This window comes from Solemya elarraichensis gill symbiont, assembly GCF_002021095.1.
Lineage (GTDB): Bacteria > Pseudomonadota > Gammaproteobacteria > Chromatiales > Chromatiaceae.
Map to the genome: position 1 here is coordinate 1 of NZ_MPRK01000013.1, position 15,921 is coordinate 15,921.

Consider the following 15,921-nt stretch of genomic DNA (forward strand, 5'->3'; position numbering starts at 1 on the left):
GATCGCCTGTTGAGAAGGCAACAGGTCGACTATCACTCCCTTGTTGATAGCTATGGCGTGCTGCTCCAGCACCCTGTCATCGTTGACGGGGATGACCCACCTGGCATTGATCAGGGTGTCGATATTTTTCATCACAGCTTGCTCCGGGAAAACGGCATAATAAGGGGGCCTCTACACAGAGGCCCCTATAATTTGCCATGAGACGCAAAAATTTGCCACGAGGATCGTTACAAATGGAAGTCATCAACCTCTCCGAAGCCGCCCACCCGGATCATGTGATCAAGTGGGTCGATAGTGAACTGCTGCTGCTTGACCAGCGTGTTATGCCGCATGTTGAGCGTTTCGTCCGTTGCACGGATGCACGCCAGACTACCGAGGCGATTACCGCGATGGTTGTTCGGGGTGCACCTGCGATCGGTATCACGGCTGCTTACGGCGTTGTGCTATCAGTAATGCACAGACTTGCCGACAGTGGTCCGAAATGGCGCCAGGCGGTGCTTGATGATCTTGATACGCTTGCTGCTTCACGCCCTACTGCAGTGAATCTCTTCTGGGCTATCGACCGCATGCGCAAATTGATCGATGAGGATAGCGAAACCCTGGTAGACCGACTCCTGATCGAGGCACGCCAGATTCACCAGGAAGACCTGATTGCCAATCGTCTCATGGGGGAGCTCGGCAGCGCCTGCATTAGTGAACCGACATCCGTGATCACTCACTGCAATGCAGGTGGGCTTGCGACCGGTGGGCATGGCACGGCGATCGGTGTTATTCGTACTGCATTCCAACGCGGTAAGATCGAGCATGTTTATGCCGATGAGACACGTCCATGGCTGCAGGGGTCACGCCTCACTGCATGGGAACTGGTTCACAGCGGTATTCCTGTTTCGGTTATCGCTGACAGTGCCGCCAGCGCACGCATGCGTGAAGGTGGTATTGGCTGGGTGATTGTCGGATCGGATCGCATTGCTGCCAACGGCGATGTCGCCAACAAGATCGGTACTTACCAATTGGCGGTTGCAGCACGTCATCATGGAGTTAAATTCATGGTTGTTGCACCGACTTCGACACTTGACCTCAATGTCTCCTGTGGCGAGGAGATACCGATCGAGACGCGTGAGCAGTCTGAAATTCTGCAGTGTGGTGGTGCCAACATCGGTGCGAAGGGTGCAACGGCCTGGAACCCTGTGTTTGATGTTACTCCCGCCGAACTGGTTGATGTTATCGTCACCGAACGCGGCGTGATTCGTAATCCGGCAGAGAAGGGGATTCGCGCAATACTGCGGTAGAAGAACCAATGCATCACCGCTGATCCATTAACTCGTCGCTCCGGCCACATTATTTCGTCACCCAGGGCCCCATAATTTCGTCATCCCGGGCTTGACCCGGGGTCCATCCAGAACAGTGTACGGACTCCTGCATACTGATCAAAGTCCGGCATTTCGAACAAAAGCATAAATCCGACTTATTCGCGCATTAGCACGCAAGGGTATGAAATTAGCCAAAATTTTCGATTATTGGACAGATTTATCAGGGTTTTTATGTATAATTACTAAGTCATGTACTAATGATCGATCCCAAACAACAATAGTGATTTCGGAGTAGTCCCTTGGCACAAGAAAAATCAGCCCTCCCTGTGAAGAAAATCATCGCAGCCGTCATTTTTGCACTCTTCTCTCTTTTTCTTGCAACTGTTGTTCCGTCACGCGAAATCGCATGGGTTACAGCGATGCTGTTACTGACGATTTACCTTTTCGCGTTTGAAGTCGTTGATGTTGATGTGGCCGCAGTGTCGATTATGGTGCTGCTGGGACTCACGACACTGTTCGCTCCTTTAATGGGGATTCAACAGGGACTGGTTGATACGAACCTGCTGTTTAACGGATTTGCCTCAAATGCTGTTATGTCGATCATCGCGGTCATGATCATCGGTGCCGGACTCGACAAGACAGGGATCATGACGCGTGTAGCCGGTTTTATCCTCAAGATTGGCGGAACCACTGAAACCCGAATCATTCCGATTATTTCAAGTACTGTCGGTTTCATCTCCTCATTCATGCAGAACGTCGGTGCCGCTGCACTCTTTCTGCCGGTTGTCAGCCGGATTTCGGCACGCTCCGGATTGCCGATGTCGCGCCTGCTGATGCCGATGGGCTTCTGTGCCATCCTCGGTGGTACCGTGACCATGGTCGGTTCAAGCCCGCTGATTCTGCTCAACGACCTCATTCTTGCATCGAACCATGCACTGCCAGCGGACCAACAGATGGAGACCTGGGGTCTCTTCTCTGTTACTCCTGTCGGTCTTGCGCTGGTTGCGACAGGTATTCTCTATTTTGTTATCGCCGGACGTTTCGTACTGCCTAAAACCAAGAGTGAGAGCAGCACCGTCGGTTCAAATACCACCAAGTACTTCCAGGATGTCTACGGCATCGACTACCATCTCTACGAGGTTTATGTGTCAGCTGAGAGTGCCCTGGTCGGTAAGTTGCTTGATGAGATCGAAACGGTGAACCATGTGCGTGTTATTGGTACCAGGCGTCCTGACGGTGACCTGAGAATTGGCCCGGGTGCGCTGATGCGTGATCTTGGTATCGATGCCCAGATGTCTCTCGGCATGCTCACTTCACCGGAAGATATCAAGCACTTTGTTAAAGAATACGGCGTCGAGTTGCGTCCAAGTCTGCAGACTTTTTCCGAGTCACTCGCATCCACCAAGGCAGGTATCGGTGAAGTTGTTATACCGCCGGGTTCAAACCTGATTGGCAAGAGTGCACGTGATGTCTGGATGCGCAAGACCTACGGTATCGCCATGGTCGCGTTGCACCGTAACGGTGAAACCATGCGCGAAGGCGAGGGCATCCGTGATCTGCCACTGCAGGCCGGTGATACCCTGATCGTCCACACAACTTGGGATGCGTTGGCCCGCCTCGAGACCGACAGGAACTTCGTCGTGGTAACAACCGAGTATCCACGCGAGGAGTTGCGTCCACAGAAGTTGTGGCATGCAGGCATTTTCTTCGGCATAGCGCTTTTCATGGTTCTCTTTACCGACATCCGTCTCTCGGTTGCCTTGCTCACCGGTGCGATTGGCATGGTGCTTTCAGGTGTACTGAAGATCGAGGAGGCGTATGAAGCGGTTTCATGGAAAACCGTGTTCCTGTTGGCAAGTTTGATTCCACTTGGCCTCGCGGTAGAAACCTCGGGTACGGCACGCTGGATTGCCGAACAGACAGTTTCCGTCGTAGGCGGTATGCCTGGCTGGGTGATCCAGGCGTCAATCGCTGCCCTGGCAACCTTCTTTACCCTGGTGATGTCAAACGTAGGAGCAACGGTTCTGCTGGTACCACTGGCGGTCAACATCGCCCTGCAGGTTGATGCAAACCCTGCGGTATATGCTCTGACTGTCGCTATCGCGACATCGAATTCATTCCTGATTCCTACCCACCAGGAGAATGCGTTGATCATGGGACCTGCGGGTTACCGCGTACCTGATTTCATGCGTGCCGGCGGTATCATGACGATACTCTTCCTGGTCGTGATGATGGTGATGATGAACCTGGTTTTCTAATCGTTAGTCTTTAGTTATTAGTCACAATAAAAACCCCGGGCTTGTCCCGGGGTTTTTATTGTGAAGAGGGTGGGTGATCAGCCCCCGGCAGCCGCCCGGAGCATCTCGGCCTTGTCGGTGTCTTCCCATGTGAAACCGTTGTTCTCACGTCCGAAGTGGCCATAGGCGGCTGTCTTGCGGTACTTGATCTTGTCTGCATTGAGCAGGTCGAGCATCTTGAGAATGCCGTATGGGCGCAGGTCGAAGTGCTCACGCACCATTTCGGTAATGCGCTCATCGCTGATCTGTCCTGTGCCGAAGGTATCGACCATAATGGACGTGGGTTCCGCAACGCCAATGGCATACGAGACCTGGATTTCGCAGCGGTCGGCAAGTCCGGCCGCAACTATGTTCTTGGCGACATAGCGCCCGGCATAAGCAGCCGAGCGGTCGACTTTTGACGGGTCCTTGCCGGAGAAACAACCGCCGCCGTGACGCGCGGCACCACCATAGCTGTCGACGATGATCTTGCGCCCGGTTAAACCGGCATCACCCATGGGTCCGCCGATAACGAACTTGCCGGTCGGATTGATGTGAAACTGTGTGCCTGAGTGCAGCAATCCGGTCGGTTCAAGAACCGGCTTGATGATGACATCCATCACTGCATCCTGGAGCGCTTCGAGCGACAGGGTGTCCGAGTGCTGTGTCGAGAGAACGACGGCATCGACACTGACAGGAATGCTGTCAACATAGCGCAGGGTGACCTGCGATTTTGCATCCGGACGCAGCCAGTCGAGTTCACCGCTTTTGCGTACTTCCGCCTGGCGCTCGACGAGGCGATGCGCATATTCGATCGCTGCCGGCATCAATACCTCTGTTTCAGTGGTGGCATAACCGAACATCAGTCCCTGGTCACCGGCGCCCTGGTCTTCCGGGCGTGAACGGTCGACACCCTGGCCGATGTCGGGCGACTGAAGCCCGACCGCTCTCAGTACTGCGCAGGTCTTGTAGTCGAAACCCTTGTCCGAGTCGTCGTAGCCGATCTCCTTGATGGTTTGACGGATGATCGCCTCGTAATCAGGCTTGGCAGTGGTAGTGATTTCACCGGCAATCAGCGCCATGCCGGTCTTGAACAGGGTTTCGCAGGCAACACGTGCATGCGGGTCTTCGGCAAGAATGGCATCCAATACAGCATCAGAAACCTGGTCGCACATTTTGTCGGGATGACCCTCGGATACAGACTCGGATGTAAAAAGATGTTCGCTCATTGGTTCACTTACTCGTATTCAAATGTTCGTAAAAAACAAAAAGGCCCCGCGAATGAACTCGCGGGGCCTCGGAAAACTTTTCGTTCTCTCTTTAGCCGGTTTTATAAGGCGCCCGCAATCTGAGTTCAAATCAGCGCCGTGTAATCAAGGGCCAATTATCCGCTGTAACCCGTAATTGTCAATAGGGTGCTGGAATACTCTGCAGAAGCGGCCGTCATCCCCGCTTATGCGGGGATCTGAATACTGCACAATACCCAGATCCCGACTTCGCTTCGCCCGGGATGACGAATCGGATTGACAGGGTGAAGTGCCCAGGTGACGACAAAAGACCAAAGACCAAAAACTGAGAGCTTGCATCATGCAACACGCAACTTGTACTATTCGTCGCAATAAAAAAATGATGCAACAGGAGTAGAACAATGGTTTCAACAGAAACGCCGGTATGTAATTTCGGAGAGGCCGCGGTCGATTTTTCCCTGCCAGGTGTCGATGGCAATAACTGGACGCTGGAGTCGTGCAAGGGAGAGAAGGGGCTGCTGGTAATGTTTATCTGCAACCACTGTCCATATGTAAAGGCTGTGCGTGAGCGTATCGTTCGTGACGCGCACGAACTCAAGGCGATGGGTATCAATTTTGTCGCCATCAGCTCCAATGACGCAGCGAACTACCCGGAAGACTCTTTCGAAAACATGAAGCGTACTGCCGACGAGTGGCAGCTGCCGTTTCCTTATCTATATGATGAGAGCCAGGAAGTGGCCAAGGCCTACGGTGCAGTCTGCACCCCTGACTTCTTCGGTTACAACGCTGATCTCGAACTCCAGTACCGTGGTCGACTCGATGAGAGCCGAAAAGAGACGGCCCTGGGAGAGGTGCGTCGCGACCTGTTCGAGGCGATGAAAGAGGTTGCTGAAACCGGACAAGGCCCAAAAGAGCAGATTCCGAGCATCGGTTGCTCGATCAAGTGGATAGAATCCTGATTCATTCAGCTTGACCCGAATTCGCTAACTCCTTGTTGCACAAGGATACTGCACTGCAACATTATGATCTCCAAAGAAAATTCTATGGGATTCAGCCTCTATTAGGCTTCTATTATGTTGCTCGCAAAGGCGTCTTCAGGGAGAATAGTAAGACTGCATCGGTCGATTTTATCAAGGTAGCGACGCGCACAAAATTTTTACGTTCGGCTATCGACTCTCAACCTTATAACGCTTGATACGAAAAAACGTAGGTTGAAGTTCGATTAGCAAACACAGTTTTTTAGAATATTCTGAATTCAGATAGGAGACAAACATGGCTTCACGCAGAGATTTGGCAAACGCGGTTCGTGCATTGAGCATGGATGCCGTACAGAAAGCCAATTCCGGACACCCGGGTGCCCCGATGGGTATGGCTGATATCGCCGAGGTGTTGTGGAACGACAACATGAACCACAACCCGGCCAATCCGGACTGGAGCAACCGCGACCGTTTCATTCTGTCGAATGGCCACGGTTCCATGCTGATCTACTCGCTGCTGCACCTCACCGGCTACGAGCTGAGCATCGATGATCTCAAGAACTTCCGTCAGCTGCATTCAAAGACTCCAGGCCACCCTGAGTACGGTTATGCGCCTGGTGTCGAGACAACCACTGGTCCACTTGGCCAGGGTATTACCAATGGCGTTGGTATGGCGATTGCCGAGAAGGCACTTGCTGCACAGTTCAACCAGAAAGGCCACGACATTGTTGACCACAACACCTATGTCTTCCTCGGCGATGGCTGCCTCATGGAAGGTATCTCTCATGAAGCATGTTCACTCGCCGGTACCCTGGGTCTTGGCAAGCTGATCGCATTCTGGGATGACAACGGTATCTCTATCGATGGTCATGTCGATGGCTGGTTCACCGATAACACACCTGCACGTTTTGAAGCATACGGTTGGCACGTCATTGCCGACGTTGACGGACACGATCCGGAAGCGATTGCCAAGGCAGTCGAAATGGCCAAGGCGATGACTGACAAGCCGACCATGATCTGCTGCAAGACCACCATTGGTTTCGGTTCACCGAACAAGGCCGGTTCTCACGCCTGTCACGGCGCACCTCTCGGTGATGAAGAGATTAACCTCACCAAGGCTGCACTGGGTTGGGACCACGCTGCATTCGATGTACCAGCTGATATCTATGCAGGCTGGAATGCAAAAGAGAAAGGCGCCAAGGCGGAAGCAGAGTGGAACGAAAAGTTCGCTGCATACAAGGCCGAGTTCCCTGAGATGGCTGCTGAATACGAGCGCCGTATGGCTGGCGACCTGCCTGCCGAGTGGGCTGAGAAATCTGCTGCTTACATTGCACAGGTCAATGCAGACGCCAAGAGCCCTGCAACCCGCCAGGCATCACTCGCCTGTATCGAAGCTTATTCACCGCTTGCTCCGGAAATGTTTGGTGGTTCTGCTGACCTCGGTGGTTCAAACCTGACTGAATGGTCCGGCTACAAGCCAATGGATAACAGCGAAGTACCTAACTATGTTCGTTACGGCGTACGTGAGTTCGGTATGTCTGCAATCATGAACGGTATCTCACTGCACGGCGGCCTGGTACCTTTCGGTGCAACCTTCCTGATGTTCTCAGAGTATGCGCGTAACGCACTGCGTATGGCTGCCCTGATGAAGATTCAGAGCATCTTCGTCTACACTCATGACTCAATCGGTCTTGGTGAAGATGGACCGACTCACCAGCCAGTCGAGCAGATTCCAACCCTACGTATGATCCCTAACATGTCTGTATGGCGTCCATGTGATGCTGTTGAATCAGCCGTCTGCTGGGCACAGGCAGTCGAGCGCAAGGATGGTCCTTCAACATTGATCTTCTCGCGCCAGGGTCTGCCACACCAGGAGCGCACCGACGCACAGATTGCCGACATCGCAAAGGGTGGTTACATCCTGCGTGACTGTGACGGCACTCCGGATGCAATCATTCTCGCAACTGGTTCAGAAGTGGCACTTGCTACAGGCGCTGCTGACGAGTTGTCGGGCAAGAAAATTCGCGTTGTCTCCATGCCGTCTGTTGATGCATTCGAGGCACAGGATGACAGCTACCGCTCATCTGTACTGCCAAAAGGCGTTCCTACTGTTGCGGTTGAAGCTGCAGTACCTGATGCATGGTACAAGTATGCCGACGCAGTTATCGGTATCAACCGTTTCGGTGAGTCAGCGCCTGCAGGCGAACTCTTCAAGGAGTTCGGCTTCACCGTCGAGAATGTCGTTAGCACAGTCAACGGCGTGCTGGCGTAAGAGTTTCATCAGGGCCTGTGCAAACTGGCCCTGGAATACAATTTAGTAAGTAATAATCAGGAGAAAATTATGACAATTAAAGTCGGTATTAACGGTTTTGGCCGTATCGGTCGCATGGCTTTCCGTGCAATCGCAAAGGATTTTCCGGAAATCGAAGTTGTTGGTATCAACGACCTGCTGGACAACGACTACCTCTCATACATGCTGAAGTATGACTCGGTCCACGGTAACTTCAACGGTGATATCGCTGTCAACGGCGACACCATGACAGTCAACGGCAAGAACATTCGCCTGACTGCAGAGCGTGATCCGGCAGACCTCAAGTGGGGCGACGTTGGAGCAGACATCGTTCTCGAGTGTACCGGTTTCTTCCTGACCGAAGAGGGTTGTCAGAAGCACATCGACGCTGGCGCCAAGAAAGTTGTTATGTCAGCGCCTTCAAAGGACGGCACTCCAATGTTTGTCTTCGGTGTTAACCATGACGAGTACGCTGGCCAGGCAATCATCTCTGCTGCTTCCTGTACCACTAACTGTCTCGCACCTGTTGCCAAGGTTCTGAACGACAAGTGGGGCATCAAGCGCGGCCTGATGACGACTGTTCACGCTGCAACTGCTACCCAGAAAACTGTTGATGGTCCTTCAATGAAAGACTGGCGCGGTGGTCGCGGTATCCTCGAGAACATCATTCCTTCATCAACTGGTGCTGCAAAGGCAGTTGGCGTAGTTCTGCCTGAGCTGAACGGCAAGCTGACTGGTATGGCGTTCCGCGTACCGACTTCAGACGTTTCTGTTGTTGACCTGACTGTTGAGCTCAACAGCGAAGCTGATTACGCAGACATCTGTGCAGCAATGAAAGAAGCTTCAGAGAATGGCGACATGAGCAAGACTCTGGGTTACACCGACGAGAAAGTTGTATCAACTGACTTCCGTGGCTGTGGCTTCTCTTCTATCTTCGATTCAGAAGCTGGTATCGCACTGGACGGCACTTTCGTGAAAGTTGTCTCCTGGTACGACAACGAGTATGGCTACACTTGTAACATGCTGCGTTTCATGGAGCACGTTGCTGCAAACTAAGGTATCGATGCCTGCCGGTTTCTGACCGGCAGGCACAATTACCTGAACTGATAGTTTTGCGAATCTGCTCAAGGCAGTTCGATTGCGCTGGTTCGCAGAGCTATTTGTTAAGAACCGATTCTTTTTAACAAATAGCTTTTTATTCATTTTTAGTCTTATGACAGTTGGAGCCTTTTATGTCCTTCATTAAACTGACCGACCTCGACCTTGCCGGCAAGCGCGTGCTGATTCGTGCTGATCTGAATGTACCTGTAAAAGATGGAAAAGTAACTTCCGATGCACGTATCTCTGCATCAATGCCAACCATTGAGCACTGTGTAGCAGCTGGTGCAAAAGTGCAGGTGATGTCACATCGCGGCCGCCCTGAAGAGGGTAAGGTTGATGATGAGAACTCAATGCAGCCGATTGCTGACGATATGTCTGCCAAGCTTGGCAAAGAGGTTCGCCTGGTCAAGGATTACCTCGACAACGCACCAGAGATTGCCGACGGTGAAGTGGTCCTGTTCGAGAACGTTCGTTTCAATGCAGGTGAGAAGACAGACAACGAAGATCTGGCGAAGCAATATGCTGCACTTTGTGATGTATTCGTTATGGATGCTTTCGGTACTGCGCATCGCGCCCAGGCTTCTACACACGGTGCCGGTAAATTTGCACCGACTGCCTGTGCCGGACTGCTGCTGGCAAGCGAACTCGATAACCTCGCGAAAGCACTGGCTAAGCCAGCGCGTCCGATGGTTGCTATCGTTGGCGGTTCCAAGGTTTCTACCAAGCTGACCGTTCTCGAGGCACTCTCCGAGAAGGTTGACCAGCTGGTTGTTGGTGGCGGTATTGCGAATACCTTCCTCAAGGCGATGGGTAACAACGTTGGTAAATCACTATGCGAAGATGATCTCGTCGGTACAGCTCAAGAGCTGGTCGAGAAGATGAAAGAGCGTGGTGCCAACATTCCAATCGCGACCGACGTGGTCTGCGGCAAGGAGTTCAGCGAGACAGCCGAGGCAACCCTCAAGGCTGCAGGCGATGTTGAAGATGACGACATGATTTTCGATATTGGTCCTGACAGTGCCAAAGAACTTGCAGAGATCATCAGTAAAGCAGGCACTATCGTCTGGAACGGCCCTGTCGGCGTATTTGAATTCGACCAGTTCGGCGAAGGAACCAAGACCGTTTCAATGGCGATTGCCGATGCAGACGGATTCAGCCTCGCAGGTGGTGGTGATACCATCGCAGCAATCCAGAAATATGATATCTATGACAAGGTGTCGTACATCTCAACCGCTGGCGGTGCTTTCCTCGAATATCTCGAGGGCAAGACATTGCCTGCAGTTGCCATGCTTGAAGAACGCGCCAAGGGATAAGCAACGCTACTATGCCTAAACGTACAAAAATTGTCGCAACACTCGGTCCGGCTACCGATGATCCAAAAGTCATCGATGACCTGATTACCGCTGGTGTCGACGTGGTTCGTATCAACCTCTCGCACGGTAGCCATGAAGAGCATGCCGAGCGTGCAGAGCAGTTGCGCAATCGCGCACGTGCCAGTGGCCGCCAGGTTGGCGTTCTGGTCGATCTGCAGGGGCCAAAGATTCGTACTGGCCAGTTCAAGGATGGCGAGGTCAAGCTCGAAATTGGCGCATCCTTTACTATCGACATCGATTATCCGATCGACGAAGGCAACATCGACATTGTCGGTTGTACCTACAAGCAGTTGCCAAGTGATCTTTCTCGCGGCGACACACTGCTCATCAATGATGGCAAGATTGTCCTCTGGGTAGAAGATGTCAATGGCAACAAGATCTCCTGTAAGGTTCAGGTCGGCGGTCCGCTGTCTGACAACAAGGGTATCAACAAGCAGGGCGGAGGACTTTCTGCTCCTGCTCTGACTGACAAGGACAAGCACGACATTGCCTTCGCTGCAAAAATCGATGCTGACTATCTTGCTGTCTCCTTTGTGCAGTCTGCCGATAACGTCGAGATGGCGCGCTCACTGTTGCAGGAACAGGGTGGTTCAGCTGCGATAGTCGCCAAGATCGAACGTGCCGAGGCACTTGATGTTATCGAGTCGATCATCGATGCAACTGACATCATCATGGTGGCACGCGGAGATCTCGGTGTTGAGATTGGTGATGCCGAATTGCCTGCAGCACAGAAAATGCTGATCCGCAAAACGCGTGAGCGCAACAAGGTCGTCATTACTGCGACACAGATGATGGAATCGATGATTGAGAATCCGATTCCGACACGTGCCGAGGTATTCGACGTTGCAAATGCTGTGCTCGACGGTACCGATGCTGTCATGCTCTCTGGTGAGAGTGCGGTTGGTAAATATCCTGCGAAGGCAGTCGAAGCGATGGGACGTGTCTGCTTTGAAGCAGAGAAGCAGTCAATTGCACGAAAATCTGATCACAGGCTGCACACCCATTTCGGACGTGTCGATGAAGCCATTGCGATGGCGGCCATGTATACAGGCAACCATCTCAACGTCGCTGCCATTGCGGCACTGACCGAGTCGGGTTCAACGGCACTGTGGATGTCACGTATCAGCTCGGGTATTCCGATCTTTGCGATGACGGAGCTGGTGGCGACACGCAGAAAGGTGACACTCTACCGCGGTGTTTACCCGATCAGCTTTCACCCGCTCGAATCTGATTCGCAGCGCATCAACCAGGAAGTTGTTGATGAGCTCCTGCGTCGCGGCGCAGTACGCGACGGTGACCTTGTGATTATCACCAAGGGTGATTTCCAGGGTCTCGAAGGTGGTACAAATGTAATGAAAATCGTGCGTGTCGGCGAGCATATTCTGCCCGACTGATTTGCAGGATTACTGCTGAGCGAAAACGCGGGCATGTGCCCGCAATGTATACATTTTGTTAAAGAAATTTCAATAAACAGAAGGAGACAATCATGGCTCTGATTTCAATGCGCCAATTGCTTGATTACGCTGCCGAGAACGATTTCGGTATGCCGGCTTTCAACGTCAACAACATGGAGCAGGTGCATGCCATCATGCAGGCTGCTGACGAAGTTGATGCACCAGTTATCATGCAGGGTTCTGCCGGTGCGCGTTCATACGCGGGCGAGCCCTTCCTGCGTCGCCTGATCCAGGCGGCAGTTGAGATGTACCCGCACATTCCTGTTGTTATGCACCAGGATCACGGCTCTGAGCCAGCAGTATGCCTGCGCTCTATCCAGTCAGGTTTTACCTCCGTCATGATGGACGGCTCACTGATGGCTGATATGAAGACACCTTCTTCATTCGAGTACAACGTTGACGTGACCCGTACCGTAGTTGACATGGCACACGCCGGTGGCGTAACCGTTGAGGGCGAGCTGGGTTGTCTCGGTTCACTTGAAACCGGTGAGATGGGTGAAGAAGATGGCCACGGCGCTGAAGGCAAGCTCGATATGGATCAGCTGCTGACCGGTGTTGAAGAAGCTGCCGATTTCGTCAAGGCGACCAACGTTGATGCACTTGCGATTGCTATCGGTACTTCACACGGTGCCTACAAGTTCACCAAGGAGCCAACTGGCGATGTCCTGCGTATCGACCGCATCAAGGAGATCCACGAACGCATCCCCAACACGCACCTCGTTATGCACGGTTCATCATCTGTTCCACAGGACTGGCTTGAGATCATCAACAGCCACGGTGGTGAGATGGGTCAGACCTATGGCGTTCCTGTTGAGGAGATCGTTGAAGGCATCAAGTACGGTGTTCGCAAGGTTAACATCGATACCGATCTGCGTATGGCATCAACCGGTGCTGTCCGTCGTCACCTGATGGAGAACCCTTCCAGCTTCGATCCACGCAAGTTCCTCAAAGTCTCAACTGCGGCAATGAAGGATATCTGTAAGGCTCGTTACGAGGCATTCGGCTGTGCCGGTCATGCATCGAAGATTACTGCCAAGTCACTTGAAGTGATGTTTGCAGAATATGCATCCGGTTCGCTGGACCAGAAAATCAGCTGATAACGTTAATCAGCTTGATGAAAAAGGCCGCACGTTGTGCGGCCTTTTTTTATGATCGCAAGAACACCCTGGTTTGAAGCGACTTTACGAAGTGAGGTTGTTTTCCGTCATTATTATGCTTTGACCCTCACATGGTCTTCATGTAGTTTGGCCTGTCACTTTTGCTGGGTTAAATATATATAAAGATATGGATGAAAATTGGATTAAACAGCTTTTTAGTCAGCATGATCTGACTAGAATGGGACATGCTCAGAGGAAGGATGACCTTAACCTCGGTCTTGGATGGCTATATTATGCGATTACACGCATTTACAAACCAAAAACGTGCGTATGTATTGGTTCCTGGCGTGGATTTGTACCAATGCTTCTGGCTAAAGGTGTCACTGATAATATTGAAGATGGCAATGTTACATTTATTGATCCTTCAATGGCTGATGATTTCTGGAAAGATAGTGAAAAGAACGATGAGTGGTTTGGCAGTTTCGGTCTGAATAATATTGAACCCCACCTTTACACCACCCAGGATTTTGTTAATACAGAAATGTACAATAAACTTGATTCTATCGATTTATTATTTGTTGACGGTTACCATACACGGGACCAGGCAAAATTCGATTTTGAAGCTTTTGAACCGAAACTTTCCGAAAATGCAATCGTCTTCTTTCATGATAGTCTCAAAAAGAAACCATCCCGGATATATGGCAAAGACAACGTGTATCAATACTCAGTTGTCGATTACATTGACGAACTTAAACAACGGCAAGACCTTCAGATATTCGATTTCCCCGTTCTAAATGGAGTCACGATCCTTCGTAAACTACCCTGTGAGGATGTGTAAACACCCATAGGATAGTAATTTACCAAATGATAAAGACAATGAAACAGCGATGAATGAATCTCTCTGGGTTATTACTTCCTTTTTTAACCCAACAGGTCACCGTTGGCGCCTAGAGTGTCTACATGCTTTCAGGCATCACCTGGGAGCACCGCTCGTAGTTATAGAACTGGCTCTACCAGGACAGGAATGTCTATCTTCTGACGATGCAGATAAAGTTATTACAATTTCGGGTGACCCAAAGATATGGCAAAAGGAACGTCTTCTGAACATCGCACTCAAACAGTTGCCACCAGAAGCAGAGTATGTCGCCTGGATTGATTGCGACATTGTATTCGACAGACCCGAATGGATCGATCAAACAATAGAGCTATTAAACTCAGGTAAACAGTTCGTACAGCCATTTGATACTGTTTTTCGCCTGCCGAAAATTGAATCCGCAGAGATGTACAGCATTGATGCATTACGCGCAGCAACACCGGTTAGTCATAAACCATCATTCGGGTGGGCTCTGCATGAAGGCAACTACTCCACTAAATCAATAACAACGGGGCAAGGTGATGCTGGTAATGGTCTCAATATCAATAAGGCATATGGCGTTACCCACGGTGTTGCATGGGCTGCGCATCGAGATCAATTGTGTAAAGTCGGGTTATACGATGCCTGCATTATCGGTGGAGGCCCCTCGGCTATGGCCATGGCTATTATCGGTGAACCTGAATTACTTATCCAAAAGCGCCCAATGTCAGAAGCGCATTATCAACACTATTTAAAATGGGCTAGTTCCTTTAATCAAAACCGTGTCAACGATATCGGTTTCATTCCAGGTACGGCCTTCCATCTCTGGCATGGCCCATATGAGAACAGACGCTATCACGACAGACACTTTAAACTGAAGGAGTTGGGTTTCAATCCGCAAACCGATATAGAACTTGCAGAAAATGAAACGTGGCGTTGGAATCCGAATTCCGTAGCGCTCAGAATGGCTATTGATGAGTATTTTTCCAGTCGGCAATAAGGTTAACTCGTTTCATCGTCTGAATCGTCGGAAGTTTCGAGGACTCTTGTGGCATGCTTAATAGAAGGATTTCCGACGTAATTGCCCGTCTTGCTTGACCTGATTGCGCGCGTCTTACTCTGACTATCAATATCATCCATAACCTCTCGCGCACGAACGACATCCCGCTCATGCCTTGAGCTAAACACTCGCTCAATAACAGGTACCTGTTCCGGGTGAATTGCTTTCTTCCCGGAAAAACCGTTGGCACACGAGAATGCAACCTCTTCTTCAATCAGCGCTTGCCAGCCACTCCCTGATTTAGGTAATACTCTTGATGTTGAATCGATCAGGTCCAGACCATGTCGTTTAGAGGCTATAACCAGTTCACAGATGATATGTTGGAGTATGGGTAGTGTGTAGTCCCGCTCTATGTCTAATTCCAATGTCATGTCACCTGCACCGAACCCAATATTTTTGATGCCGGTCTGTTGGGCAGATTCCATGATGATATCTCTGTTCTCATACCCTTTCAGGGCTTCGATAGTAGGTATGATTGGTGTTGAGTCACTGTGAAGGTGTTCAAGAGCAATTATGTCTTCCCGACCACTGCATTTGGGAATCTTTACTCCAAAATGACGCGTATCAAAGGAATGCAGCCATTTCAGGTCGTCTGAAAAGAATTCACTTGATCGGTCATTAATTCTGACCCAACATCGAAATAAGTCACCGCAGGTGTCCGAGTATTCAGTAAACACGCTACGAAGTAATTCCCTTGCGGACTCCTTATACTCGTCACGAATACTGTCTTCGAGGTCGAAAATGATGGCATATGGCACCATTGTCGGATCGAATGTATTCTTCAGCTTCCGCTGCGCGCCAAGGAGAGAGAATCGAAGGCGCGTAGTCCCCGGTAGCCACTAGGCGAGACTGTTTTTCTGACGTGCGCCAGCGCCAAAGGAAA

12 protein-coding genes and 1 riboswitch are annotated in these 15,921 nt (G+C 51.1%); of the genes, 10 read left to right on the plus strand and 2 right to left on the minus strand.

Annotated features, from left to right (window positions below; all coding sequences use genetic code 11):
- Positions 1–233 precede the first annotated feature (233 nt).
- Complete coding sequence (mtnA, locus tag BOW51_RS01515) at positions 234–1,289, plus strand: S-methyl-5-thioribose-1-phosphate isomerase (protein WP_078476108.1); 1,056 nt, start codon at positions 234–236, stop codon at positions 1,287–1,289.
- A 320-nt stretch (positions 1,290–1,609) separates the two neighbouring features.
- Positions 1,610–3,568: an SLC13 family permease gene (locus BOW51_RS01520; RefSeq protein ID WP_245828335.1), complete on the plus strand. Its 1,959-nt coding sequence runs from the start codon at positions 1,610–1,612 to the stop codon at positions 3,566–3,568.
- A gap of 77 nt (positions 3,569–3,645) precedes the next feature.
- Here the strand turns inward: BOW51_RS01520 and metK are convergent, their stop codons facing one another.
- Positions 3,646–4,815, minus strand: coding sequence for a methionine adenosyltransferase (metK, locus tag BOW51_RS01525; protein ID WP_078476109.1), 1,170 nt, complete (start codon positions 4,813–4,815; stop codon positions 3,646–3,648).
- Between the two features lie 70 nt (positions 4,816–4,885).
- A riboswitch (SAM riboswitch) is annotated at positions 4,886–4,962 on the minus strand.
- Positions 4,963–5,234: 272 nt separating this feature from the next.
- Between metK and BOW51_RS01530 the strand changes: the two genes are divergently transcribed.
- The 8 genes from BOW51_RS01530 (at position 5,235) to BOW51_RS01565 (ending at position 14,978) form a co-directional block, all read left to right on the plus strand.
- Complete coding sequence (locus BOW51_RS01530; protein ID WP_078476110.1) at positions 5,235–5,792, plus strand: thioredoxin family protein; 558 nt, start codon at positions 5,235–5,237, stop codon at positions 5,790–5,792.
- 313 nt (positions 5,793–6,105) lie between these two features.
- Entirely contained in the window at positions 6,106–8,082 is a 1,977-nt protein-coding gene (tkt, locus tag BOW51_RS01535) for a transketolase (RefSeq protein WP_078476111.1), read from the plus strand.
- 69 nt (positions 8,083–8,151) lie between these two features.
- Positions 8,152–9,156 carry a type I glyceraldehyde-3-phosphate dehydrogenase gene (gene gap / locus BOW51_RS01540; protein ID WP_078476112.1) on the plus strand — a complete coding sequence of 335 codons (1,005 nt, stop codon included), beginning with the start codon at positions 8,152–8,154 and terminating at the stop codon, positions 9,154–9,156.
- Between the two features lie 176 nt (positions 9,157–9,332).
- Positions 9,333–10,514, plus strand: a complete 1,182-nt coding sequence (locus BOW51_RS01545) for a phosphoglycerate kinase (protein ID WP_078476113.1) — start codon at positions 9,333–9,335, stop codon at positions 10,512–10,514.
- Between the two features lie 11 nt (positions 10,515–10,525).
- Positions 10,526–11,968, plus strand: a complete 1,443-nt coding sequence (gene pyk / locus BOW51_RS01550) for a pyruvate kinase (protein WP_078476114.1) — start codon at positions 10,526–10,528, stop codon at positions 11,966–11,968.
- A gap of 92 nt (positions 11,969–12,060) precedes the next feature.
- Positions 12,061–13,125: a class II fructose-bisphosphate aldolase gene (gene fba / locus BOW51_RS01555; protein ID WP_078476115.1), complete on the plus strand. Its 1,065-nt coding sequence runs from the start codon at positions 12,061–12,063 to the stop codon at positions 13,123–13,125.
- 187 nt (positions 13,126–13,312) lie between these two features.
- A complete protein-coding gene (locus BOW51_RS01560; protein ID WP_078476116.1) occupies positions 13,313–13,963 on the plus strand; it encodes a class I SAM-dependent methyltransferase in 651 nt (216 codons plus the stop codon).
- A 49-nt stretch (positions 13,964–14,012) separates the two neighbouring features.
- Positions 14,013–14,978, plus strand: a complete 966-nt coding sequence (locus BOW51_RS01565) for a hypothetical protein (RefSeq protein WP_078476117.1) — start codon at positions 14,013–14,015, stop codon at positions 14,976–14,978.
- 2 nt (positions 14,979–14,980) lie between these two features.
- On the opposite strand, the gene BOW51_RS01570 is transcribed toward BOW51_RS01565, so the two are convergent.
- Positions 14,981–15,799 (minus strand): HpcH/HpaI aldolase/citrate lyase family protein, encoded by an 819-nt coding sequence (locus BOW51_RS01570; protein WP_078476118.1) that lies wholly within the window; start codon positions 15,797–15,799, stop codon positions 14,981–14,983.
- Positions 15,800–15,921 lie beyond the last annotated feature (122 nt).

What these genes read in the sequence shown, in the direction of transcription:
- mtnA (WP_078476108.1), top strand. Translation starts at nt 234, where the DNA reads ATGGAAGTCATCAACCTCTCCGAAGCCGCCCACCCGGATCATGTGATC.
- metK (WP_078476109.1), bottom strand. Translation starts at nt 4,815, where the DNA reads ATGAGCGAACATCTTTTTACATCCGAGTCTGTATCCGAGGGTCATCCC.
- BOW51_RS01530 (WP_078476110.1), top strand. Translation starts at nt 5,235, where the DNA reads ATGGTTTCAACAGAAACGCCGGTATGTAATTTCGGAGAGGCCGCGGTC.
- tkt (WP_078476111.1), top strand. Translation starts at nt 6,106, where the DNA reads ATGGCTTCACGCAGAGATTTGGCAAACGCGGTTCGTGCATTGAGCATG.
- gap (WP_078476112.1), top strand. Translation starts at nt 8,152, where the DNA reads ATGACAATTAAAGTCGGTATTAACGGTTTTGGCCGTATCGGTCGCATG.
- BOW51_RS01545 (WP_078476113.1), top strand. Translation starts at nt 9,333, where the DNA reads ATGTCCTTCATTAAACTGACCGACCTCGACCTTGCCGGCAAGCGCGTG.
- pyk (WP_078476114.1), top strand. Translation starts at nt 10,526, where the DNA reads ATGCCTAAACGTACAAAAATTGTCGCAACACTCGGTCCGGCTACCGAT.
- fba (WP_078476115.1), top strand. Translation starts at nt 12,061, where the DNA reads ATGGCTCTGATTTCAATGCGCCAATTGCTTGATTACGCTGCCGAGAAC.
- BOW51_RS01560 (WP_078476116.1), top strand. Translation starts at nt 13,313, where the DNA reads ATGGATGAAAATTGGATTAAACAGCTTTTTAGTCAGCATGATCTGACT.
- BOW51_RS01565 (WP_078476117.1), top strand. Translation starts at nt 14,013, where the DNA reads ATGAATGAATCTCTCTGGGTTATTACTTCCTTTTTTAACCCAACAGGT.
- BOW51_RS01570 (WP_078476118.1), bottom strand. Translation starts at nt 15,799, where the DNA reads ATGGTGCCATATGCCATCATTTTCGACCTCGAAGACAGTATTCGTGAC.